Raw genomic sequence first — 23486 nt, 5'->3', positions numbered from 1 at the left:
GCTCGTTGGCCCGTTATTATGGCGACACGAAACGAAAGGGATTTCCCATGCTTCTCAAGCTCGCAGCACTTGGTGCAGCCGGTTACGCCGGCTACAAATATTACGAAAAGAACCGTGCCGACAATAACGGCGTGGCCTTTGCCAGCGGCCAGCCCGACGGCGCATTCCGCGACGCCGGCTCCGCCGCAACGCGCACGCCCGGCGACGCGATGAGCCGGACCGACGAAGCGCTCGACGAAACCTATCCGGCGAGCGACGCGACCGCGAAATACTGACGGTTCGACGTCATTTCGACGAAATATCGGGCGGCGCTGCGGCGTCGCCCTTTTCGTATCAGCTTTCGGGAAGCCCGTTTTCCCATGCCTGCCAGATGCGATCCGCAATCTTCGCCAGATCGACCTGATGGCCTGCGCCGGTCAAGCGCACGAGAGTGGCGTTGGAAGCAGCCTCCGCCAGTTCCTCACCAGCGGCGAGCGCGACGACTCGGTCCTCGGTCCCGTGCAGGAGGAGGACCGGAACGCTGACGCGCCGGATCGCCGCGACATTGTCGTACCGGTCGGGCAGGATTCCGCGCGCGATGCTCGGCGCTTGATCCGCCAGCCGCGCGAACGTCCCGAGCGTCGCCACGCCCGCGACCTCGTGCCGCGCCGCCATTTCCAGCGCCACCGCCCCGCCGAGCGAATGGCCGAACAGATAGATATCGGCACCGGGAGCCAGTTCGCGCGCTTTCGCCATCCAGGCCTCCGCATCGGCGAACAGGCCGTCCTCGGACGGCGCGCCGGGATTGTCGCCATAGCCGCGATAGGAGGCGACGAGCACACCATGCCCGCCTTTCCTGAGCGGCTCTGCCCGCGCGGCGCCGACGAGCTGATTGTAGCCGTTGCCGTGGAAGTAAACGACCAGCGTGTCGTTGCCTGCCTTGGCGGGCCAGTAATAGCCTGCGAGATCCAGCCCGTCGGCCGTGCTCGCGTTCACGTCCTGCGGTGCCTCGCCTGCGAATTGCACTGCCGTCTCGGCAAGGGCGGCGGGTTGATAGATGCGGTCGCGGATCGTCCCCGCGCATCCGGACAGTGCGAGCGCGGCACTCGCTAACAAGACAGCAACTGGAACCCTCATTCTTCGATCTCCCCCATCGCACCGCTGAAATCCGTTTCGCTCGATGAACCGGCGATGATCCGCGCCACCAGCCAAACGCGCAGCGCGCCCGCAAGGCCCGGCGGGGTTTCGGCCTGGATCCGCTCGGCATCGATGCGCGCGACCAGAGCGGCGAGAGCCAAGCCCTCCTCCTGCGCCGCGCGCTTCAGCAGGTCCCAGAATACCGGCTCGAGGCTGATCGAGGTGCGGTGCCCGTGGATCGCCAGCGATCGCTTGACGGGCGGATGATAGGGAATGTCCATCGCCCCATCCTACCCGGTGGTGGCATGGCGCACATACCAATTTTTTGGGGTGGCGGCGCCTGCCCGCGCGGGCCTATCCCGAACCGATGAGCGAGGATGCGACCGATGCGCTGACGCCGAAGGAGAAGGAGACGCTGCGGCTTATCCTGCGCGGGCACGATGCGAAATCCTCGGCCCGCGCGCTCGACCTCTCGGTGCACACGGTGAACGGGCGGCTCCGCGATGCGCGGCGCAAGCTGGGCGTCACCAGCAGCAAGGAAGCCGCGCGGCTTCTGCTCGCCGACGAAGGCCCCGAATTTCTTGCAGGCGAGAGTTTGGGGGATGCATCGGCAGGCGGGGCGGGAGCAGGAGCCGATGCATCGAACGGCGCCCGCCCCGGACGCCGACGCATAATCGGAGGCCTATTCGCCATGTCAGCTTTCATCGCTCTCGCCGCCCTTGCCCTCGCCGGGTCAGACATCACCCATGACACAACCCCTCCAGACAGCTCTGCGGAGAAGGTCGCCCTCGACCACGCGACCGAAGCCGCGGCGCGCGAATTTCTCGCCGATGTCGATGCCTATGACTGGGAAGCGAGTTACGCGGCGACCGGGTCGCAGTTCCGCAGCCGAAACACACTCAAAATATGGAGCGATGCGTCCGATCAGGTCCGCGTCCCGCTCGGTGCCGTCTCCTCACGCGAAGCGACGGGCTATCAGGAGGTCTACGCGCCGCCGAACGGCTATCGTGTGGTCACATTCCGCACCGACTACAGCGGCAAGCCCGACGCGGTCGAGACGGTCACGCTGGAGCGCGAAGGCGGCGCATGGCGTGTGGTCTCTTACATTATCGAGTGATCAGTCGCGGTCCGGCCCGAGCATCGTTTCGGGCCGGACGATCCGGTCGTATTCCTCTTCGCCGACCTTGCCGCTGGCGATCGCCGCTTCGCGCAGGGTCTGGTCGGCTTCGTGCGCGGTCTTGGCGATCTTCGCTGCCGCATCGTAGCCGATCTCGGGCGCCAGCGCCGTCACCAGCATCAGCGAATTTTCGACTCCGCGCGCGATATTCTCCTCGCGCGGTTCGAGCCCGGCGAGCAGATTGCGCGTGAAGCTGTCGCTCGCATCGGCGAGCAGGCGCACGCTCTGCAGGAACACATGGGCCATCAGCGGGCGATAGGTGTTGAGTTCGAATTGCCCCTGGCTGGCGGCGAAAGACAGCGTCGCCTGATTGCCGTGGACCTGCACGCAGACCTGCGTCAGCGCTTCGGCCTGGGTGGGATTGACCTTGCCCGGCATGATCGAACTGCCCGGCTCGTTGGCGGGCAGGGCCAGCTCGCCAAGACCCGAACGCGGGCCGGAGCCCAACAGGCGGATGTCGTTGGCGATCTTGTAGAGGCTCATCGCCACCGCCTCGATCGCGCCGTGCAGGAACAGCAGCGCGTCCTGCCCCGAAAGCGCGGCGAATTTGTTGGGCGCGGTTTCGAAAGAAAGCTCGGTCAGCTCTGCGATCTCCTGTGCGATCCCTTCCGCAAAGCCCTTCGTCGCGTTGAGGCCGGTGCCCACAGCCGTACCGCCCTGGGCGAGGCGATGGATGCCCGGCAGAGCCAGCTCGATCCGCGCGATTCCGTCTTCGACCAGCGCGGCATAGCCTGAAAATTCCTGGCCCAGAGTCAGCGGCGTCGCGTCCTGCGTGTGGGTGCGTCCGATCTTGACGATATCATCCCACTTGCTCGCCTTCCCGGCGAGATCGGAATGGAGGGCGCGCAGTGCGGGCAGCAATTTTGCATCGACCATCCGTGCCGCCGCGATGTGGAGTGCGGTGGGGAAGGTGTCGTTGGAGGACTGGCCCATATTGACGTGATCGTTGGGATGGACCGGCGCCTTGTCACCGCGTGTGCCGTCCAGCGCCTCGCTGGCGACATTCGCGATCACCTCGTTGGCGTTCATGTTCGACTGCGTGCCCGATCCGGTCTGCCAGACGGAGAGCGGAAACTCCGCGTCCAGTTCGCCTGCCGCGACGGCCTCCGCCGCATCCTCGATAGCGTTGGCGAGCACGGCATCCAGCACGCCGAGCTTGCGATTGGTCCGCGCCGCCGCCTGTTTGACGATGCCGAGCGCGTGAACGATTTCGGCGGGCATCTTTTCTTCGCCGATCGCGAAGTTCTGAAGGCTGCGCTGCGTCTGCGCGCCCCACAGGCGCTCGGCAGGCACTTCGATTGCGCCCATGCTGTCGGTTTCGGTGCGGGTCTCGGTCATTCGGGCGATCCTTTTCGTCGTGATTCATGACACCAACGACGCGTGCGCCCGGACGGTCCTGAATTCACGGCGATGGACCGTTCGGGCGTGTCTCGTTAGGGAGCCCTAGTCATTAGGGGGACGCAGACATCCGTAAGATCGATACCGGAGCGAAAATCGCCATCGGGTTCGCCGCAATCATGCTGGCGCTCGCGCTGGTATCCTTGTGGCCGACCAATCGCGGAATCGTGCGCATGCTCGACTTCGTGCGCGAGCCTGCGATCTATCTTGCGGCCCTTCTGGGCGTGCTGGCCGCGCTGTTCGCCGGGCGGGGCAAATGGATTGCGGTGGGACTGTTCGCAGCCAGCGCAGTCATCAATCTGGCGCGTATGTGGCCCTATACGGCGCTTGCCTCCACGCAGGTGCCGCTGCCGGACGAGGTGAGCGGGATGAGTTGCGCCGAGGTTCTTTCTTTCAATGTCCTTCAGTCGAACGAGGACTATGCGCGCACCGCCTCGCTGATCGAGCGAACCCGGCCCGATATCCTGTTGCTGATGGAAACGAATGGCGACTGGCTGCGTGCGCTCGAACCGCAGCTGGCGCGCTATGGCTATCGCCTGGCCCGGCCGCTTGAGAACACCTACGGGATGATCTTCGCTACCAATCTGGAGGTCGAGCGGGCGCGGATGGTGGCGAACACCTCCAGCAACACGCCGACGCTCTATGCAACGTTGCGGATGGGAGATGGAGCGCGCTTCGAACTGGTCGGCCTGCATCCACGCCCGCCGCGTCCCGGTGAGAACACCCAGCAGCGCGATGCCAATATCGCCCGCGCCGGCGCGAAGACGCCCGACGGGATCGGCAATGTGCTGGCGATCGGCGATTTCAACGATGTTCCCTGGTCGCGCACGACCGAACGGTTTCGCGAGGAAGGCAATTTCCTCGACCCGCGTGCGGGGCGCGGCAGCTTTGCAAGCTTTCCGGCGGATTACGCCTGGCTGGGATGGCCGCTCGACCAGATCATGGTGAAGGACGGCGTGAAGGTGAAGCGGCTGGAGATCGGCGAGGATGTCGGATCGGATCATTTGCCGCTCATGGCGCGAGTCTGCGTCGATCCGATGGCGCCCGATTCGGACATGCCGGAGCGGGCGGGGGGCGGTCCGGGGACCACGGAGCGATAGGGCGACGGCGAAGCCGCCGCCCTGACGTCAGACCGGCTCGACGGGCCAGGCCCGCCGACCGGCTGGCCGAGCCGATGGCTGGCGCCGGTGGCGCCAGCGGCGAGCAGGGCGGGCCTGCTCGCCTGCCATCGTCAATACATATGCTGGCCGCCGTTTATGCTCATGGTCGATCCGGTGACGAAGCCCGCTTCCTCGCTGCACAGGAAGCTCACGCCGCGCGCGATTTCGCTCGCTTGGCCGAGGCGGCCGACCGGGATCTTGGCGACGATCTTTTCCAGCACCGGTTCGGGCACGGCGGCGACCATGTCTGTGTCGATATAGCCGGGCGCGATCGCGTTGACGGTGATCTTGTAGCGCGCGCCTTCCTGCGCGAGCGCCTTGGTGAAGCCGTGAATGCCGGACTTCGCCGCGGCGTAGTTCACCTGGCCGTATTGCCCGGCCTGGCCGTTGATCGATCCGATATTGACGATCCGGCCCCAGCCGCGCTCCTTCATGCCCTCGAAAGTCGCCTTGGCGAGGTTGAAGCAGCCGCCCAGATTGATGCGCATGACATCCTGCCAGTCTTCATACGTCATGCGCAGCAGCGTGCCGTCGCGCGTGATGCCAGCATTGTTGACCACCGCGTCGATCGGGCCGACCTCGCTTTCGATCTGTTTGCAGCCTTCGATCACCGCCTCGTGATCGCCCACGTCGAAGCGATAGGCCTTGATCCCGGTCTCGTCGGTAAAGCGTTGCGCGGCTTCTGAATTGCCTGCGTAATTGGCGACGACGGTGAAGCCGTCCTCGCGAAGATGCTCGCAGATCGCCTTGCCGATGCCGCGCGTTCCGCCCGTTACAATGGCCACTCTTCCCATTCGCGCTCTCCCTTGCTGTACGAGGCCGTCGGCCTTGCATTTCCGTAGCGTCAGGAAGACCTTAGGCGCAGGCGCGCGCACGTCACAACCGGGATTGTCGCGCGGAGCCGGATAAATACGTATTTCGAAAAATTAGCGGCCCAAATCGCGGACCGGACGCAAGAAGCGTCAGGTCAGAAACGCAGCTGCGTACCGACGTAAACCGCCTGGCTGTCTTCGACACCGTCGGTCAGCGGAGTGAGGCGGTCGCTTTCCTGCGAAAGGCGGACGCCTGCGGTCACGTTGAGATTGCCGACCACCCGATAGGCACCGCCCACATCGACGCTCCGCCCGCTGCGCGATCCCGATGCGCGCGGCACCGGGCCGCTGGGCTGCGCCGATTCGAGCGCAACGCGCGGCTGGAAGCGGTCGGGCTTGTCCTTGCCGCCGGATTCAAGCGAGAACCGCTCGAGATCGGGCATGGTCAGGTCGCGAACGCCGACAGGCAGATCGACCGGCTTCGGCTGAGCGAAGCCCTGATACCCGCGCGCAATGCCGAGATTGTAGCGAGTAGGTTCTACCGCGACGGATCCGATGCCGCTGCCCATACCGATGCCCGCCTCGCTCACGCGCTCCAGCGGCTTGCGCACCGAAATGGCGCGGGCGGTCGCATCGTCGACGCGCACTGCCACGGTCAGAGTGCGATCCTTGCGAGCCGGGCGGGCGGCGGGCGTGAACCGCAAAGCATCGACACCGATGGTGGACGCGACTTCGCGAACCAGACCCGGATCGAGTCGTGCGGGCGTGAAAGGCAGGAATTCGAGCGATTCGTCGGAGAGGGACGCGCTGTGCGCGACAGACGCCTGGCCGACGGCGAGCGCGGCAGCGGCGGGGAGCGCGAGACCGAGTCCTGCGGCCACGAGCACAGCGGGACCGAAACGTCCCTTGCCGGTGCTGCCATGCCGCTTGCTCGTCACGGTTCTTCTCTCCACCCCGATGGCCCCGTTACCCGAATTCGATCCGCCATCGGCGAAATTTCAGGCACCATTGGCTTAGACGCCGGGAGGGCTGAACGGTTCCTTAAAAACCCTTGCCCGGCAATCCTTTGCGACTCGTTGGATAGGAAGCCCCGTCGCACACCGCCAGCCGAATCCTTTAACGGCAGCTACATGGCGCCCAAGGTGTTGCGTGGGTTCAACAGGTTGCAGCGGACCGGTGCCGGAAAACGGATAGGAATTGCGAGTCGTTCGGAAGTTGCCGGGCAGCGAAATTCACAATCGGTTCACGGCGATACGGGTCATGAAAGCATGCCTGCGCTCAACGATGCGTGCGCCCCAAAGCTTGCTCCCCTCGCCACCCCGGCTATAGAGCCCGGGTCTCAAAAGCGTCCGACCGACAGACCAAGGATCAGCATGACCCGTCTCTCCGCATCTCCCCGCATTCTCGCCCGCGCCGCTCTGCTGCTGGGCACCACCGCGGCGCTCGCCGCCTGCGGCGGACGCGATCGTCCGGTCGCCGATCTCGCCGCGGCGCAGGTCAACACCATCGGGGTGAACAGCTATCTGTGGCGCGCCGCGCTCGAAACGGTGAGCTTCGCGCCGCTGCTCCAGGCGGACAGCGCGGGCGGCGTGATCGTGACCGACTGGTATGCCAATCCGTCCAATCCCGGCGAGCGGGTCAAGATGACCGTCACCATCCTCGACACCGATCTGCGCGCCGATGCGCTGCGCGTCGCCGCCAGCCGCCAGGTCGCACAGGGCAATAGCTGGGTCGATGCGCCGGTTCAGGCCGCCACGGTCCAGAAGCTGGAAGACATCATCCTGACGAAGGCGCGCGAATTCCGCCGCCAGACGATCGCCGGCTAGAATCTCGCACCAGTACCAGGGGCACGCGATGAACGATACGGGCACCGGGCAGGGGCATACGGCGCCCTTCGATCCCGCGCAGGCTGATACCAAGTGGCAGGCGGCGTGGGACGAGGCACAGACCTTCCGCGCCGACAGCGATAGCGACAAGCCGAAGAGCTACGTGCTCGAAATGTTCCCCTATCCCAGCGGGCGCATTCATATCGGCCATGTCCGCAATTACACGATGGGCGACGTGCTCGCGCGCTACAAGAAGGCGACCGGGCACGAGGTTCTCCACCCGATGGGCTGGGACGCGTTCGGCATGCCGGCAGAAAACGCCGCGATGGAAAAGGGCGTCCATCCCGGCGGCTGGACCCGCGACAATATCGAACACATGAAGGCGCAGCTGAAGCGCCTTGGCTTCGCCCTCGACTGGTCCAGGGAACTGGCGACCTGCGAGCCGGACTATTACGGCCACGAACAGGCGCTGTTCCTCGACCTGTACGAAGCGGGCCTCGTCTATCGCAAAGAGAGCGAGGTCAATTGGGACCCGGTCGATATGACCGTGCTCGCCAACGAGCAGGTCATCGACGGCAAGGGCTGGCGCTCTGGCGCCGAGGTCGAGAAGCGTAAATTGTCGCAGTGGTTCCTGAAGATCACCGACTTCGCCGAGGAATTGCTCGAAGGGCTGGAGGGTCTCGAAAACTGGCCCGACAAGGTGCGGCTGATGCAGGAAAACTGGATCGGCAAGTCGCAGGGGCTGGAATTCAGTTTCGACCTTTCGGACGGTGGCAGGCTGGCGGTCTATTCGACCCGACCTGATACTATCTTCGGCGCGAGCTTCGTCGCCGTCGCCGCCGATCACCCGGTGGCCCAGGCGCTCGACACAGACGCGGCGCGCGATTTCATCGCTCTGTGCAAGAAGGGCGGGACGACTGCGGCGGAGCTGGAGACGGCGGAAAAGCTCGGCTTCGATACGGGCCTCACCGCGAAACACCCGTTCACCGGCGCGGACCTGCCCGTCTATATCGCGAATTTCGTGCTGATGGGATACGGCACCGGCGCGGTGATGGGCGTGCCCGGCCACGACCAGCGTGACTTCGAATTCGCCACCAAATACGATCTCCCGATCCCGCGCGTCGTCGCGGCGAGCGCGGACGAGGCAGACAAGCCGTTCGAGGGCGAGGCGGAAAGCGGAGAGGGCGTGATCGTCAATTCCGACTTCCTCGACGGGATGAGCGTCGAGGACGCCAAGCGCGAGATCATCGCGCGGATCGAGCAACAGGGTTGCGGCGAGGGCAAGACCGTCTGGCGCCTGCGCGATTGGGGCGTTTCGCGCCAGCGCTATTGGGGGACGCCGATCCCCTTCATCCATTGCGACGCATGCGGCGTCGTTCCGGCGCCCAAGTCCAGCCTGCCGATCGTTCTGCCCGACGATGTCGATTTCCAGACGCCCGGCAATCCGCTCAAACGGCACGAAAGCTGGAAGCATGTCGATTGCCCCGAATGCGGCGGCAAGGCGGTGCGCGAGACCGACACGCTCGACACTTTCGTCGATTCGAGCTGGTATTTCCTGCGCTTCGCCAGTCAGCCCACGGACAAGCCGTTCGACCGCGACGAGATCGCGAAATGGCTGCCGGTCGAACAATATATCGGCGGGATCGAGCATGCGATCCTGCACCTGCTCTACGCCCGCTTCTGGACGCGCGCGCTCAATCGCATCGGCCTGATCGACGTGACCGAGCCGTTCGCTTCGCTGTTCACGCAGGGGATGGTGACGCACGAGACCTACGAGCGCGCGGACGAGAAGGGGCGCGTCCTCTATTTCGCGCCCGACGAGGTTGAGCGCCGTACCGACACCGCGACATTGAAGGCCGACGGATCGCCGCTTGCGATCGGCCGCGTCATCAAGATGTCGAAGTCGAAGAAGAACGTCGTCGATCCCGATACGATCGTCGATCGCTACGGCGCGGATGCGGTGCGCTGGTTCATGCTCAGCGACAGCCCGCCCGAACGCGATCTTCCATGGTCGGAAGCGGGGATCGAAGGCTGCTCGCGCTTCGTCCACCGCCTGTGGCGCCTATTCGGTCAGTTCGACGCGGCAGCGAGTGGCGCGGACAAGCCGCTGGACCGCAAGACGCACCAGACGATCGCGGCGGTGGCATCGGACATCGAATCGCTCGGCTTCAACAAGGCGGTGGCGCGGATTTACGAATTGACCGGCGCGGTGGAAAAGGCTGCGCCGTCCGCCAGTCGCAGCGCCGCGATCCGCACGCTGGTGCAACTGGTCGCGCCGATGATGCCGCATCTGGCGGAAGAGGCGTGGGCGACGCTGGGCGAAAGCGGCCTCGTCGCCGATGCCGCCTGGCCCACGGTCGATCCCGCTCTGCTGGTCGAGGACGAAGTCACCATCGCGGTCCAGCACATGGGCAAATTGCGCGACACGCTGACCGCGCCCAAGGGCGCATCGAAGGACGATCTCGAAAAGCTGGCGCTGGCGAGCGAGAAGGTCCAGCGCTCGATCGATGGCGCCGCGATCCGCAAAGTGATTGTGGTGCCCGACAGACTGGTGAATATCGTCACCTGATGCGCGCGCTTTTCGCCTCTTTTGCTTTGGTGGCTCTGTCCGCATGCGGGCTCCAGCCGATGTATGCGGGTGGGGGCAATGGCGCGGTGGCACGCGGTCTGTCGGCAGTGGAGGTTCCCGCGATCCCCGGTCGTGCAGGCTGGCTGGTGCGCAACGAACTGGTCGATAGGTTTGGCGCGGCGGGCGATGCGGCGGCACGCTATCGCCTCGATGTGCGGCTGGACGACCAGCTCGAAGGTCTCGGAATTCTGGGCGACGACACGGTTTCGCGCGAGCGTCGGACTCTGCGGGCACGTTACCAATTGGTCGATATCGCCAGCGGAGAAATCCTGCTCGACGCGACGGCGGGCAGCGACGCGGGGATCGACGTGGTGTCGAGCGAATATGCCGTGATCGCAGCGGAACAGACCGCGCTCGAAAACCTCTCGCGCGAGGTCGCGGACCGGATCGTCACGCGCGTCGCCCTGCGATTGCGCGAAGGAACCACGCGAGCGGGCGAGTGAAGCTCACTCAGAAGGATTTCGCCGCCAAGGCACCGGGTGCGGCGCGCACAGCCGGTATCTTCTTTTTCTGCGGACAGGACGAGGCGGGCGCTTCGGCGGCGGCCCAGGCCTTGATCGGAATGCTGCCGGAGGCCGGCGAGCGAGTCGAAATGGCGGGCGCGCAATTGCGTGCTGATCCCGCGCTGCTAGGGGACGAGGCGCGTTCCAACTCGCTGTTCGGAGACACCCGCCATATCTATGCGCGCGTCACCGGGGACGAGGCGCATGACGCGCTCAAGCTTCTGACCGAAACGGGCGATATGGGCGCGGGCGAGGCCTGCCCGGTCGTCGTCGTCGCGACCTCCGCAACCGACAAGTCGCGCACCGCCAAGCTGCTGGAAAAGCGCAAGGATGCGGTGGTGGCGATGTTCTATCCCCCCAATCTGGAAAGCGTCACCGATCAGGTCCGCGCGATGGGCGATGCGGCGGGCGTGACGCTGTCGGGCCCGCTGGCCCAGCGGATCGCGCGCGCCGCTGCCCTCGACGTGCGGCTGGCGCAGTCGGAAGTGACCAAGATCGCCCTCTATCTCGACGCCGCGCCGCAGGCTCCGCGCCAGGCGAGCGCGGAGGATCTGGACGCGATCGGCGCGAGCAGCGAGGAGGACGGGTTCATGCCGCTCGTCAACGCGGTTCTGTCGGGCGAACAGGCGAAACTGGCGGGCGAGCTGAAGCGGATGCGCGAAGTGTCGCTCAATCCCGTCGGCCTGCTGCTCGCCTTCGAACGCCGCGCGGCGCAGCTCGCCAAGATCGCCGCGCGCCTCGGCCCGCGCCAGAATCTCGACGAACTAAACCGGGGCGAGAAGGCCTCGCTCGGCATCTTCTTCAAAGAAGAACGCGATATCCGCACCCAGCTCGCCTATTGGCGGGGCGCGCGGCTGGACAGGCTGACGACGCGGCTGGTGGAATTGCACCGCGAGCTTCTGGCGAACAGTCAGGCGGCGGAACTGCTGCTGTCGCAGGCGCTGGCAGGAATGGCGCGCCGAGGGCGGCGCTGAGGCCTCAATTATCAGGGACCGAGAAGGTCCCCGTCACGCGTCCGCCCGAATTGGTCGTGGTCGTCCCGTCCGCACCGCTCACGCTGGAAGAGCCGCTGGCCGATCCGTCGACGCTCGACACGCCGCTCCTCAAGTCGATCACCAGTCTTCCGCCGTTCAGCGTGTCGCTGCCGCGATTGAGGCGGACGTTTCCGGCCATGGTGATGATCCGGCGGTTGAAATCGTAGACTGCGGTATCGCCCCTTGCGCGCTCATTGCCGCGCGTCACCACCACGCCGCCGGTCGCCATGATCCGCTGAATGCTGAGCGAGCCTGCGTCGGAATAATTCACCAGCGTGCGCGCCGCGGTCAGCCGCAGTCCGGCCTGCTCGATCACCACATTGCCCGACAGGACGACGCGGTCTGCCCGGTCCTGCAACTCGATCCGGTTGGCGGCGAAATCGACCGGCGCGTTGGAATTGTGGCCTGCGATGGCCTGCGCGTTCGTCTGGATGCCCGCCATCAGTGCGATCGTGGCGGCGAAACCGCCCAGCGCCCAGCGGGCGGCAGTCGTGGAGAGCGAAGTGGTCTTGGTCGTCATCGTCACGGCATCCTCAATCGGCCGGGTATCATGCGCAGCCGGGCATCCCCTTCGAGCGCGACGGTGCGCGCGTCGAGATCGGCTTCGAGCTGGTCGGCGGAAAATGTCCCGGCCGGAATGGCGCCGGACACACCGCCGGTTCCCACCACGGTCTTGCTGGTCAGGCTGATGAGCACGTCGCGCAGCAGCATCGAATAGCCGTCCGCCGCCGTCATCCGCACGGCACCCGGCACGCGCATCGCGGCGGCCTCGATATCGTAGGCCCCGCCGGGTGCCAGCAATTGGGCGGGCCCTTCGCTCAGAAGGATGCGCGCGCGCATATCGTCCATCCGCACGATCCCCTCCAGGCTCGATCGCTGCACCGCCTCGCCCGCCGTCAGCGAGAAGGGGCGGCCCGTATCGTCCTGGCCGCGATAAAGCGCATTGTCGACGCGCAGCCGCTCGTCGATCACGGCGACCTTGTTGCGATCGAGCAGGAAGCTGATTTCGCCCCGCGGGCTCAGCGGCGTTACCACCATCAAAGCCGCCACCACGCCAACACCCATGGGTAGAGCCTTGGCAAGGAAGCTGACCAACCGGTCATGCCGTCCGCCGGGCGCGGCGAAACGCTGGCGGCGGCTGCGTCGCTCGGCCGCCTGTTCGGTTTCGATCCGCCGCTTGCCCGTGGCTTCTATGCTCGCCATCGCATGCCTATGCGGAGGCGTGGCTGAATATGTCGTGATCGGGCCACCCGGCAAGGTCGAGGCGCGCACGCGCGGGCAGGAAGTCGAAGCAGGCCTGCGCCAGCTCCATGCGTCCTTCGCGCTTCAGCCGCTTTTCCAGCTCGTCCTTCAGCCGGTGGAGATAGCGCACGTCGGACGCGGCGTAATCGCGCTGCGCATCGCTGAGGACAGGGCCGCCCCAGTCCGAGCTCTGCTGATGCTTGGACAGGTTCTCGCCCAGCAATTCCTCGACGAGGTTCTTGAGGCCGTGGCGATCGGTATAGGTCCGCACCAGCTTGCTGGCGATCTTCGTGCAGAACACAGGCGCGGCAGTGACCCCGAGATAATGTTCGATCGCGGCGAGATCGAAGCGCGCGAAGTGGTAGAGCTTCAATCGGTCCGGATCACCCAGCACGGCGGCCAGATTGGGCGCCTCGTACTCGCTGTCGGGATTGAAGCGGACGAGATGCTCGTCCCCGCCGCCATCGCTGATCTGCACCACGCACAGGCGATCGCGCGGGGTTATCAGCCCCATCGTCTCGGTATCGACGGCGATCGGTCCATCCGCAAGAACGCCTGCGGGCAAGTCTTCTTCGTGAAAATATACGGCCATGCCTCAGGCCTTAGGCGCATCGGGGATTGAGGGAAAGGGGCGCTGGATAGGGCGGCGCATGGGGCGTATCGGCAGAACCATGTCCGATACCGTTCCCGCAAGCTGGCGGCCCGCACTCGATCCCGTTCTGGCGAGCGAGGAGGCGCGCATTCTGGGCGGATGGTTGCGGGCCGAGGAAGAGGCGGGAAAGACCGTCTATCCCCCGCGCGGCATGCGCCTGCGTGCGCTCGACCTGACACCGCTCGACCGGGTGAAGATCGTGATCCTGGGGCAGGATCCCTATCACGGGCCGGGCCAGGCGATGGGCCTGAGCTTTTCCGTGCCCGAGGGCGAGAAAATCCCGCCGAGCCTGCGAAATATCTACAAGGAACTGGAAAGCGACCTCGGCATCGCGCCCCCCGCGCATGGAGATCTGACTGCATGGGCGCAGCAGGGCGTGCTGCTGCTCAACACCTCGCTGACCGTGGAGGCGGGACAGGCGGGCAGCCATGCGGGGCGCGGCTGGGAAGCGATTACCGACGCCTGTGTGGCGGCAGTTGCGGCGCGCGAAGAGCCGAGCGTCTTCATCCTGTGGGGCGCGCACGCCCAGAAGAAACTGACGACGATTCCCGAAATCGCGGCTCCGCGCCATTTCGTGATCGCAAGCCCCCATCCCAGCCCGCTCTCCGCGCGGCGCGGCTTTTTCGGTTCACGCCCCTTCAGCCGTGCGAACGCGTTTCTGGAAGAAAGCGGACGCGGCGCGGTGGATTGGCGGGTGTAATCAGCTCGTAGCGGGTATCACGGCCCCGCTGGCGTCGCGGAGCACCAGCGTGCGACCGGAACCGGGCGTGCCATAGGGCCGCGTATACGCCCGCAGCGACACGGCGTCCCCTGCCTGGAGGCGCTTCTCGATACATCCGAAGCGCCAGCTATCGTCTTCGAACGCCACGGCGAAGGCATGGTGCGTCGTGCGCGCAGGGTCGAGCGCTATCCGATCGATATCGGACGGACAGATGCGGAGCGTCTGTTCCTCTGCAGACGTGTTGGCGATCTCGAAATTCCACTCCTCATAGGAAGGCCGCCGGTAATCGGCTTCGACCTTGTCGAAAGTGGCGGAGAAGGGCGAGGAGGCAGATACGGCGGCAGCGGCGAGAAGCGAAAGCATCGTGGTTCTCCTGTTCTACTGCAAATACAGTACACAATCGCAACGCGACTAGGAGTCTATGCGCTCGCCACATCGGTTTCGGACACTTTTTGACGGCGATCACGCCAACTACCGCGGAAGTTCCGTCACTCCCATCAGCGCTTCGTCCACAGCGCGGGCGCATTGGCGGCCTTCGCGGATGGCCCAGACGACGAGGCTCTGGCCCCGGCGCATATCGCCGCAGGCATAGACGCCGTCTTCGCTGGTGGCGTAGCGATCGGTATCGGCCTTCACATTGCCGCGTTCGCACAATTCCACGCCCGCCCGGTCGAGCAGGCCGCGGCGCTTCGGGCCGGTAAAGCCCATGGCGAGGAGGATGAGGTCCGCCTTCAGCGTGAATTCGCTTCCCGGTACTTCCTCGAAGGAGCGGCCGTCCCATTCGATCCGCACGCATTCCAGGCCCGTGACATCGCCATTCTCGCCCACCACGCGCTTGGTCAGCACCGCCCAGTCGCGTTCCGCGCCTTCCTCGTGGCTGGACGAGGTGCGCAGCTTGAGCGGCCAGTGCGGCCAGGTCATCGCCTTGTCCTCCTTTTCAGGAGGCTTGGGCATGATTTCGAGCTGGGTAACGCTCGCCGCGCCCTGGCGGTTGGACGTACCGACACAGTCGCTTCCCGTATCGCCGCCGCCGATCACGATCACGTGCTTGCCCTTGGCCGACAGCGTCCCGCGCGGCGCGGCGCGCACTTCATCGTCGCCCGCATTGCGCTTGTTCTGCTGGGTGAGGAATTCCATCGCCAGCCGCACGCCCGACAATTCCGCGCCGGGAATGTCGAGCCGCCGGGGCTCTTCCGCTCCGCCCGAAAGCACCACCGCGTCGAAATTGTCGCGCAGCGCCTGGAAGCTGACCTCCACGCCCACTTCGGCGCTGGTGCGGAACTGGACGCCTTCGGCCTCCATCTGCACGGCGCGGCGGTTGATGAGGTGCTTCTCCATCTTGAAGTCGGGAATGCCGTAGCGCAGCAATCCGCCGATCCGGTCGCTCTTCTCGAACACCGTCACTGCGTGGCCCGCGCGGGCCAGCTGTTGCGCGCAGGCGAGGCCCGCCGGGCCGCTACCCACCACCGCGACCGACTTGCCGGTCTGTTTTTCCGGCACTTGCGGTTCGACCCAGCCTTCCTTCCAGCCGCGATCCACGATGGCGCATTCGATCGACTTGATCGTCACCGGCTCGTCCACGATGTTGAGCGTGCAGGCCGCCTCGCACGGGGCGGGGCAGATGCGGCCGGTGAATTCGGGGAAATTGTTGGTGGAATGGAGGACGGCGAGCGCGTTCTTCCAGTCGTCTTCATAGACTAGGTGATTCCAGTCCGGGATGATGTTGTTCACCGGACAGCCGTTGTGACAATACGGAATGCCGCAATTCATGCACCGGGCCGCCTGCTTTTTGAGCGCGCCTTCGGAATGCGGAATCGTGAATTCCTTGTAATGCGTCAGCCGCTCCTGCGGATCGGCATAGGTGCGCTCCTCGCGCTCGTATTCGAGGAAGCCGGTTTCCTTGCCCATTATTCCGCCGCCTCCATCGCAGCCTGTTCGCGTTCGTCTTCCAGCGCCTTCAGGGCCCTGGCATAATCGCGCGGCATCACTTTCTTGAACTTGGAAAGCGCCGCATCCCAATCTTCCAGCAGGCTCTTTGCCAGTCTGGATCCGGTGTGCAATTGGTGCCGCTCCACCAGCACGCGCAGCCGCTCGGCATCGTGGTAGAGCGGATCGCCCATCCCGTTATTCTCGACCGAGAGGCCGCGTTGCTGCGGCTTGCCCCAGCTCTTTTCGGCGCCTTCGGCTTCGTCCTTCGATACGGCGAAGACATCCACCTGCGCCGGATTGACGCGCTGTTCGAACGTGCCGTCGGGATCGTAGACATAGGCGATACCGCCGCTCATCCCCGCGCCGAAATTGCGGCCCGTTTTGCCGAGCACGCAGACCACGCCGCCTGTCATATATTCGCACGGATGGTCGCCCGTGCCTTCGACGACTGCGACCGCGCCCGAATTCCGGACTGCGAAGCGCTCACCCGCGACACCGGCGAAATAGGCCTCGCCCGCGATCGCGCCGTAAAGGACGGTGTTGCCGACGATGATGTTCTCGTCCGCCGTGCGGGGCGCGGTTTCGGGCGGACGCACCGCGATGCGGCCCCCCGACAATCCCTTGCCGACATAGTCGTTGGCATCGCCCGTCAGATCGAGCGTGACGCCGTGGGCCAGCCATGCGCCGAAGCTTTGCCCGGCAACGCCGGTAAACGCGATGCGGACGGTTTCGGGCGGCAGGCCCGCATGGCCGTGCGCTTCCGCGATCCGGCCCGACAGCATGGCGCCGGTCGTCCGGTTGACGTTGCGAATCGGCCGTTCGAGCGTGACCGGCGTGCGGTTCTCGATCGCGTCCCGGCAGGCTTCAATCAGATCGTTGTCGAGCGCGGCGCCGAGGCCGTGATCCTGCGTCAGCGTGTGGCGCAAGGGCACGCCCTGGGCGACCTTGGGCTGGGCGAGCAGGCGCGATAGGTCGATCCCGCGTGCCTTCCAGTGGCGATGGACGCGCGCCGTATCGAGCCGATCCACGCGGCCCACCATCTCCTCGACAGTCCGGAAGCCCATCTCGGCCATGATTGCCCGCAATTCCTCGGCGACGAAGAAGAAGTAGTTGATGACGTGTTCGGGCGTGCCGGTGAAGCGCTTGCGCAGTTCGGGATCCTGCGTCGCCACGCCCACCGGACAGGTGTTGAGGTGGCATTTGCGCATCATGATGCAGCCCGCCGCGATCAGCGGGGCGGTGGCGAAGCCGAACTCGTCCGCGCCCAGCAGCGCCCCGATGGCGACGTCGCGCCCGGTGCGGAGCCCGCCATCGACCTGCACCGCGATGCGGCTGCGCAGATCGTTGAGCATCAGCGTCTGCTGCGTTTCGGCGAGGCCGATCTCCCACGGGGAGCCCGCATGGGTCAGCGAGGTCAGCGGGCTCGCACCCGTGCCGCCCTCGTAACCCGAGATCGTGACATGGTCGGCCTTGCACTTCGACACGCCCGCAGCGACCGTGCCGACGCCGACTTCGCTGACGAGCTTGACCGAAATGCGCGCCTTGGGCTGCACGTTTTTGAGGTCGTGGATCAGCTGGGCCAAATCCTCGATCGAATAGATGTCGTGGTGCGGCGGCGGCGAGATCAAGGCGACGCCGGGGGTTGCATGGCGGACCTTGCCGATCACCTTGTCGACCTTGTGGCCGGGCAATTGCCCGCCTTCGCCGGGCTTGGCACCCTGCGCCATCTTGATCTGGATATCGTCCGAATTGACGAGATATTCGGTGGTGACGCCGAAGCGGCCGCTGGCGACCTGCTTGATCCGGCTGCGCATCGAATCGCCATTGTCCATCGCGGTGAAGCGATCGGGCTCCTCGCCCCCTTCACCGGTGTTCGAGCGGCCGCCGATGCGGTTCATCGCGATGGCGAGCGTGGTGTGCGCCTCGCGACTGATGGAGCCGTAGCTCATCGCCCCGGTGCTGAAGCGCTTGACGATCTCGGCGGCGGGTTCGACCTCGTCCAGGGGGATCGGCTGGTCCGCCGGTTTCAGCTCCATCAGCCCGCGAATGGTCAGCAGGCGTTCGGACTGTTCGTTGATCGCCTTGGCATAGGCGGCGTAATTGTCGGGCTTGTCACCCCGTACCGCGTGCTGGAGATTGGCGACGGATTCGGGCGTCCAGGCGTGATCCTCGCCGCGCAGGCGATACTGGTAGATGCCGCCGACATCCAGCATGCCTTCGTATAGCGGGCTGTCGCCATAGGCCTGGCCATGGCGCAGGACCGCTTCTTCCGCGATTTCGGCAAGCCCCGCGCCGCCGATCGTGGTGGCGGTGCCGGTGAAGAAATCGTCGACGAAATCCTGCGCGAGGCCGACCGCGTCGAAGATCTGCGCGCCGCAATAGGACTGGTAGGTCGAGATGCCCATCTTGGACATGACCTTCAAAATGCCCTTGCCGACGGCCATGACGAAATTCGCCTCGACCTTTTTCGCATCGAGCTGCGGCAGCTTGGTGGCGCGCAGATTCTCAAGCGTCTCGAAAGCGACGTAAGGATTGATCGCTTCCGCGCCGTAGCCCGCGAGCGCACAGAAATGATGCACTTCGCGCGCTTCGCCGGTCTCGACCACCAGGCCGGTCTGCATGCGCAGGCCCTGGCGCACCAGCTGGTGGTGCACGGCAGAGGTCGCCAGCAGGGCAGGCATCGGGATCCGGTCCGGCCCCTGTTCGCGGTCCGACAGGATCAGGATCGTGTGGTCCTGCAACACCGCTTCGGTCGCGGCCCAGCACATCTCCTTGATCGCCATGGCGAGGCCATCGGCCCCGGTGCTGGCATCCCAGGTCGTGTCGATGGTCGCGGTTCGGAAGGCGCCATCGAGCGCGACTTCGACCGAGCGGATCTTGGCCAGATCCTCGTTCGTCAGGATCGGCTGCGCGATTTCGAGGCGCTTGTGCGATCCCGCCTCGCGCCCGAGCAGGTTGGGGCGCGGGCCGATCATCGACATCAGGCTCATCACCAATTCCTCGCGGATCGGATCGATCGGCGGATTGGTGACCTGGGCGAAGTTCTGTTTGAAATAATCGTAAAGCAGGCGGGGGCGCGCACTCAGCACCGCGATCGGCGTGTCGGTGCCCATCGACCCGACCGGATCTTCGCCATTCGCCGCCATCGGTTCGAGGAAGCGGGAGAGATCCTCCTGCGTGTAGCCGAAGGCCTGCTGGCGTTGGAGCAGCGAGGTTTTCACGCCCGGAATTTCCGACAATTCGGGCTCGATATGCGAGAGGTCTTCCAGCTTGTACTGCGCGCGATCGAGCCATTCCTCGTAAGGATGTTCGGCGGCGAGCTGCGTCTTCAGCTCGTCATCCTCGATGATGCGGCCCTGTTCGAGATCGATCAGCAGCATCTTGCCCGGCTGGAGTCGCCATTTGCGGACGATCTCCTCTTCTTCGACCGGGAGCACGCCGCTCTCGCTCGCGAGGATGACGTGGCCGTCCTGCGTCACGCAATAGCGCGCGGGGCGCAGCCCGTTGCGGTCGAGCGTGGCGCCGATCTGGCGACCGTCGGTGAAGCAGACGGCGGCGGGCCCATCCCAAGGCTCCATCAGCGCGGAATGGTATTCGTAGAAGGCGCGGCGGCCCGGCTCCATCAGGTCGTTCTTGGCCCAGGCTTCCGGGATCAGCATCATCATCGCATGGGCGAGGCTGTAGCCGCCTGCCAGCAGCAGTTCGAGCGCATTGTCGAGACAGGCCGTGTCCGACTGGCCATGCGGGATCAGCGGCCACATCTTGTCGAGATCGACGCCGAGAAGGTCGCTCTCCATCGTGCGGCGGCGCGCATTCATCCAGTTCACATTGCCGCGAACCGTGTTGATCTCGCCGTTGTGAGCGGTGAAGCGATAGGGGTGGGCGAGCCGCCAGCTGGGGAAGGTGTTGGTGGAGAAGCGCTGGTGCACCAGGCCGAAGGCGGATGTGCAGGCCTCGTCGCGCAGATCGTCGTAGAAGCTGCCAACCTGGTTCGCCAGCAACAGGCCCTTGTAGACGATGGTGCGGCTGGAAAAGCTCGGAATATAGGCCTTGGGAAGATCCGGCAGGTCGTGTTTTTCAGCCAGCTTCGCCAGCGGATTGAGCGTCTGCTTGCGGATCACGATCAGCTTGCGTTCGAAGGCGTCCTGATCCGCGCAGGTTTCGCCGCGCGCGACAATGCATTGCCGCATCACCGGCATCGAATCGATGACCGCCTGGCCCAGCCCGTCGAGCGTGGTCGGCACATCGCGCCAGCCGAGCACGCGCTGGCCTTCCTTGGCGACGAACTTTTCCAGCTGTTCGGCGACGAAGCGGGCCGCTTCTTCGTCCTGCGGCAGGAAGCATTGCGCCACCGCATACTGCCCCGGCATCGGCAGATCGACGCCTTCATCCTCGGCCCAGCGGCGGAACAGGGGATCGGGCAATTGCAGCAGGATTCCCGCGCCGTCGCCCAACAGCGGATCCGCCCCCACGGCGCCGCGATGGTCGAGATTGGCGAGGATTTCCAGCGCGCGCGTGACGATCGAATGGCTTTTCCCGCCCGCGATATGCGCCACCATGCCGACGCCGCAGGCATCGTGTTCGTTACGCGGATCGTAGAGCCCGGCGGCGGGCGGCGGGAGCATGTCGGTCGTCATCGTGTGCGTCACTCGCGTCCTTCTTCCCGATCGGGCGCGAAGCGGCGCAGCAGCACGACCTCGCGTCTCGACCGTTCGAGCAGCCCCCAAACGGCAGCGCTGCTTAAATGTCGTGAACCGCCCTTGTGACGTTCGGGAGACGTTTTTGCAACTGCGAGAGGAGTAGGATTATTTCGCGAGGTAAAAGCTGGACAGCGCGTTTGTTACCTCACGCGTGATCAGGACGTGCGTTCCACCTGATCCAGCCTGGCGAGCGCGGCGCGCAGCATGGCTTGGGAATCGGTCTCACCGCTTTCGGACGGAGCCTTTTCGGCATCATCGTACCCGGCTTCGCGCCGCGGGGAAAAACCTGCATCGTCGTCGCGCGGTACGGTCTCGTTATCGCCATCCCGGCGCGCTTCCAGCGCAAGTTCGAGCCGTGCAACGAGTTCGGGAAGCGAGAGGACTTCGAGTGGTTCGGCCGGCACTGCGAGCGTGGGGGGCTGAATTTTCTCTTCGGTTTCCTCGTCCGGTTCGGCTTCGTCGTCCGGCCCATCGCCAGCAGCAGTTGGGCCTGCCGAGACGAAGGAGGAGTCGAAGATAGCGCCGCCGTCATTGTCGTCGTGTTCGTCGCGGAAGGATAAAGGCGCGAGGTCCTCCCCGTCCGGGTCTTCCATCGGCTCGATGGAGGGGGCTTCGTCCGAAACGCGCGCCTCGTCGTCCACTTGCCTGAGCCTTGCCAGACCTGCAACGAGGCGGTCGGCCTCGGCCCGCTGCGGATCCTCGTCGAGCGTGCGCGCCGCCGATGCGGCATCGAAGCCGGTGTCTCCGAACGGTTCGTCGTCCTGCGCTTCATGGGCAGTTCGATCGACATAGGGTGCGGGATCGCGTTCCAGAGCGTCGGCGGGATCGTGCGTATCCGCAGTATCCAGAGCATCCTCTTCGTCCGTCATCTGCTCGCGCCAGGCCTGCCAGGCGGTGGCATCGTCCGTGGCGGAATCCTCGCTGGCGGCAGCGGCGTCCGGATCGGGCGCATCCCGACCCGTCGATTGTCGCGCGAGCGTGTCGGTCACTGGAGATTCCTGCTCGGATCGCGTCGCGCGGCGCACCTGCCAGGCGACGAACAAGCCGATCAGCGCGCCCAGAATTGCAGCAGCGACGGTGATCGCAAGCCGCGCGGTATCGCCGAGCGGAGGTTGCGCGGCTGGAACGATGTCAGCGAGGCCAGTCGCGCTCGCGGCATTCTCGAAGATCGATGCGGGCAGCACGAATGTCCCCCCGCCGAGCAGGGCCGCAAACCACAGCGCCACGACGACCGGGAAGGCCGGATGGCTGCTGATGGGGCGGGAGGTTGAAGAAGTCATGTAAGGGCGCTCGTTCCTGTCAGGCGGCGCGCCGGGCGCCGTTTTCCGGCGGATCGCCTACCAGACGTTGGTAAACGGCTCGATAATTTTCGACATTGCGCGCCCAGTCGTGCCGCGCCGCAACATGGGCGCGGCCCGCATCGCGCATCGTGTCCCAGCTTTCGCGGCGGTCGATCAGATCGGCGAGCGCTTGCGCGCAGGCGGCGGGATCGTCGGGCGCGAACAGCACGCCGGTGCGCCCGTCCGCGATCAGTTCGCGGTGCCCGCCGACATCGCTCGCGGCGACGATCCTTCGCTGCGCCATGGCTTCGAGCGGCTTCAGAGGCGTGACGAGATCGGTGAGGCGCGATTTCTTGCGCGGATAGGCGAGCACGTCGATAAGCGAATAATACCGCTCGACCTCGGAATGCGGGACGCGCCCGGTGAAGAGAATGGCCTCATGCGCCGGACTGGCCGCGGCCTGGGCGCGCAATCGATCCTCCATCGGCCCGCCGCCGACGAGAAGCAGGCGCGCACCGGGATGGCGTTCGCGCAGGATCGGCATGGCGGCGATCAGATCGTCCAGCCCTTCGTAATCGTAGAAGCTGCCGATGAAGCCGATGACCGGCCCTTCGCCCAGATCGAGCTCGCGGGCCAGCGTCTCGTCGCGCGGGGGCGGTTCGCCGAACAGGTTGAGGTCGACGCCATTGGGCGATAGGGCGATCTTATCCGCATCGTGCCCGCGCGCGACCAGATCGCGGCGCAGCCCTTCGCAGATCGTGAAGACCGCATCCGCGCCTGCGACGACGCGATTTTCGATCGCGCGGGTGAGGCGATATTTCACCGATCCCTCGCGTCCGGTCAGATTGCCGACCGCCGCATCTTCCCAGAAGGCACGGATTTCATAAACGAAGGGCAGGCCGGCGGCACGCGCCGCTCTCAGCCCCGCCATGCCGCACAGGGCAGGCGAATGGGCGTGGAGGATATCGGGCTGCCAATCCGCGATCACGCGCTCGACCCCCTGCCGCAATGTTGAGATCGCGCGCCATTCCCTGATGCCTGGCGGCCCGGATACGGGGCCGGGGACGCGGTCGAACGTGAGCCCGTCATGCTCTGCCGTGCCCGTCTCGCCTTCGTGATAGAGCGGCCCGGTAATGCCCCGCACCTCCATCCCCGCCGCCCGCTGCGCCTTCAGGATGGCGCGCGTGCGGAAAGTGTAGCCCGAATGGATCGGCAGCGAATGATCGAGAATGTGCAGGATGCGGGTCATTGCGGTATATCTCTTGCACAACAGGCTTAACGCGGCGTCAACCGCATCCGCGTAACAG

At 65.5% G+C, this 23486-nt stretch carries 21 protein-coding genes; 8 read left to right on the top strand and 13 right to left on the bottom strand.

Features of this window, described 5'->3' with window-relative positions:
* Window positions 1-47: 47 nt before the first annotated feature.
* The gene (locus J7347_RS09780) at window positions 48-275 is read left to right on the top strand and encodes a hypothetical protein (RefSeq protein WP_067682793.1); all 228 of its coding nucleotides are present in this window, start codon (window positions 48-50) and stop codon (window positions 273-275) included.
* Between the two features lie 58 nt (window positions 276-333).
* Here J7347_RS09780 and J7347_RS09775 read toward each other — a convergent pair whose 3' ends face one another.
* Window positions 334-1116 carry an alpha/beta fold hydrolase gene (locus J7347_RS09775; protein WP_209161875.1) on the bottom strand — a complete coding sequence of 261 codons (783 nt, stop codon included), beginning with the start codon at window positions 1114-1116 and terminating at the stop codon, window positions 334-336.
* Entirely contained in the window at window positions 1113-1397 is a 285-nt protein-coding gene (locus J7347_RS09770; RefSeq protein WP_209161874.1) for a ribbon-helix-helix domain-containing protein, read from the bottom strand. The genes J7347_RS09775 and J7347_RS09770 overlap by 4 nt, the downstream gene beginning before the upstream one ends.
* A gap of 86 nt (window positions 1398-1483) precedes the next feature.
* On the opposite strand from J7347_RS09770, the gene J7347_RS09765 reads away from it, so the two are divergent.
* Complete coding sequence (locus J7347_RS09765) at window positions 1484-2233, top strand: DUF4019 domain-containing protein (protein WP_209161873.1); 750 nt, start codon at window positions 1484-1486, stop codon at window positions 2231-2233.
* Here J7347_RS09765 and fumC read toward each other — a convergent pair whose 3' ends face one another.
* Entirely contained in the window at window positions 2234-3631 is a 1398-nt protein-coding gene (fumC, locus tag J7347_RS09760; protein WP_209161872.1) for a class II fumarate hydratase, read from the bottom strand.
* A gap of 179 nt (window positions 3632-3810) precedes the next feature.
* Between fumC and J7347_RS09755 the strand changes: the two genes are divergently transcribed.
* Complete coding sequence (locus tag J7347_RS09755; protein WP_209161871.1) at window positions 3811-4791, top strand: endonuclease/exonuclease/phosphatase family protein; 981 nt, start codon at window positions 3811-3813, stop codon at window positions 4789-4791.
* A gap of 131 nt (window positions 4792-4922) precedes the next feature.
* Here J7347_RS09755 and phbB read toward each other — a convergent pair whose 3' ends face one another.
* Both phbB and J7347_RS09745 read right to left on the bottom strand, forming a co-directional pair.
* A complete protein-coding gene (gene phbB, locus J7347_RS09750) occupies window positions 4923-5645 on the bottom strand; it encodes an acetoacetyl-CoA reductase (RefSeq protein WP_209161870.1) in 723 nt (240 codons plus the stop codon).
* 173 nt (window positions 5646-5818) lie between these two features.
* Window positions 5819-6601 (bottom strand): hypothetical protein, encoded by a 783-nt coding sequence (locus J7347_RS09745; RefSeq protein ID WP_082851441.1) that lies wholly within the window; start codon window positions 6599-6601, stop codon window positions 5819-5821.
* Window positions 6602-7036: 435 nt separating this feature from the next.
* Here J7347_RS09745 and J7347_RS09740 point away from each other — a divergent pair, with 435 nt between their 5' ends.
* From J7347_RS09740 to J7347_RS09725, 4 genes are read left to right on the top strand one after another with little or no spacing between them, the layout of a single operon-like run.
* Window positions 7037-7489, top strand: a complete 453-nt coding sequence (locus J7347_RS09740; protein WP_209161869.1) for a DUF3576 domain-containing protein — start codon at window positions 7037-7039, stop codon at window positions 7487-7489.
* A gap of 28 nt (window positions 7490-7517) precedes the next feature.
* Window positions 7518-10058 (top strand): leucine--tRNA ligase, encoded by a 2541-nt coding sequence (gene leuS / locus J7347_RS09735; RefSeq protein ID WP_209161868.1) that lies wholly within the window; start codon window positions 7518-7520, stop codon window positions 10056-10058.
* Window positions 10058-10561, top strand: a complete 504-nt coding sequence (lptE, locus tag J7347_RS09730; protein ID WP_209161867.1) for an LPS assembly lipoprotein LptE — start codon at window positions 10058-10060, stop codon at window positions 10559-10561. The genes leuS and lptE overlap by 1 nt, the downstream gene beginning before the upstream one ends.
* Window positions 10558-11595, top strand: coding sequence for a DNA polymerase III subunit delta (locus tag J7347_RS09725; RefSeq protein ID WP_209161866.1), 1038 nt, complete (start codon window positions 10558-10560; stop codon window positions 11593-11595). Before lptE ends, J7347_RS09725 begins: the two co-directional genes overlap by 4 nt.
* 4 nt (window positions 11596-11599) lie before the next feature.
* On the opposite strand, the gene J7347_RS09720 is transcribed toward J7347_RS09725, so the two are convergent.
* Genes J7347_RS09720 through J7347_RS09710 form a run of 3 tightly spaced genes read right to left on the bottom strand, consistent with a single transcriptional unit; the run spans window position 11600 to window position 13489 of the window.
* On the bottom strand, window positions 11600-12175 hold the full coding sequence (locus J7347_RS09720) for an LptA/OstA family protein (protein WP_209161865.1): 576 nt from the start codon (window positions 12173-12175) through the stop codon (window positions 11600-11602).
* A gap of 2 nt (window positions 12176-12177) precedes the next feature.
* Window positions 12178-12858 (bottom strand): LPS export ABC transporter periplasmic protein LptC, encoded by a 681-nt coding sequence (locus J7347_RS09715; protein ID WP_209161864.1) that lies wholly within the window; start codon window positions 12856-12858, stop codon window positions 12178-12180.
* Window positions 12859-12865: 7 nt separating this feature from the next.
* Window positions 12866-13489, bottom strand: a complete 624-nt coding sequence (locus J7347_RS09710; protein ID WP_209161863.1) for a ribonuclease D — start codon at window positions 13487-13489, stop codon at window positions 12866-12868.
* A gap of 79 nt (window positions 13490-13568) precedes the next feature.
* Here J7347_RS09710 and J7347_RS09705 point away from each other — a divergent pair, with 79 nt between their 5' ends.
* Complete coding sequence (locus tag J7347_RS09705; RefSeq protein WP_209161862.1) at window positions 13569-14249, top strand: uracil-DNA glycosylase; 681 nt, start codon at window positions 13569-13571, stop codon at window positions 14247-14249.
* Here J7347_RS09705 and J7347_RS09700 read toward each other — a convergent pair whose 3' ends face one another.
* The 5 genes from J7347_RS09700 to J7347_RS09680 all read right to left on the bottom strand — a co-directional run bounded on the left by J7347_RS09700 (window position 14250) and on the right by J7347_RS09680 (window position 23428).
* Complete coding sequence (locus tag J7347_RS09700; protein WP_209161861.1) at window positions 14250-14633, bottom strand: hypothetical protein; 384 nt, start codon at window positions 14631-14633, stop codon at window positions 14250-14252.
* Window positions 14634-14741: 108 nt separating this feature from the next.
* Window positions 14742-16178: a glutamate synthase subunit beta gene (locus J7347_RS09695; RefSeq protein ID WP_209161860.1), complete on the bottom strand. Its 1437-nt coding sequence runs from the start codon at window positions 16176-16178 to the stop codon at window positions 14742-14744.
* Window positions 16178-20824, bottom strand: a complete 4647-nt coding sequence (gene gltB / locus J7347_RS09690; RefSeq protein WP_209162088.1) for a glutamate synthase large subunit — start codon at window positions 20822-20824, stop codon at window positions 16178-16180. The genes J7347_RS09695 and gltB overlap by 1 nt, the downstream gene beginning before the upstream one ends.
* Window positions 20825-21054: 230 nt before the next feature.
* The gene (locus tag J7347_RS09685) at window positions 21055-22179 is read right to left on the bottom strand and encodes a hypothetical protein (protein WP_209161859.1); all 1125 of its coding nucleotides are present in this window, start codon (window positions 22177-22179) and stop codon (window positions 21055-21057) included.
* Between the two features lie 19 nt (window positions 22180-22198).
* Entirely contained in the window at window positions 22199-23428 is a 1230-nt protein-coding gene (locus J7347_RS09680; protein WP_209161858.1) for a TIGR04063 family PEP-CTERM/XrtA system glycosyltransferase, read from the bottom strand.
* Between the last annotated feature and the right edge of the window lie 58 nt (window positions 23429-23486).

Origin of the sequence: Erythrobacter sp. A6_0 (assembly GCF_017744235.1) — a bacterium.
Classification (GTDB): domain Bacteria; phylum Pseudomonadota; class Alphaproteobacteria; order Sphingomonadales; family Sphingomonadaceae; genus Qipengyuania.
Note: the sequence above shows the minus strand (reverse complement) of the source record. Positions and strands in the feature narration are given on the sequence as shown.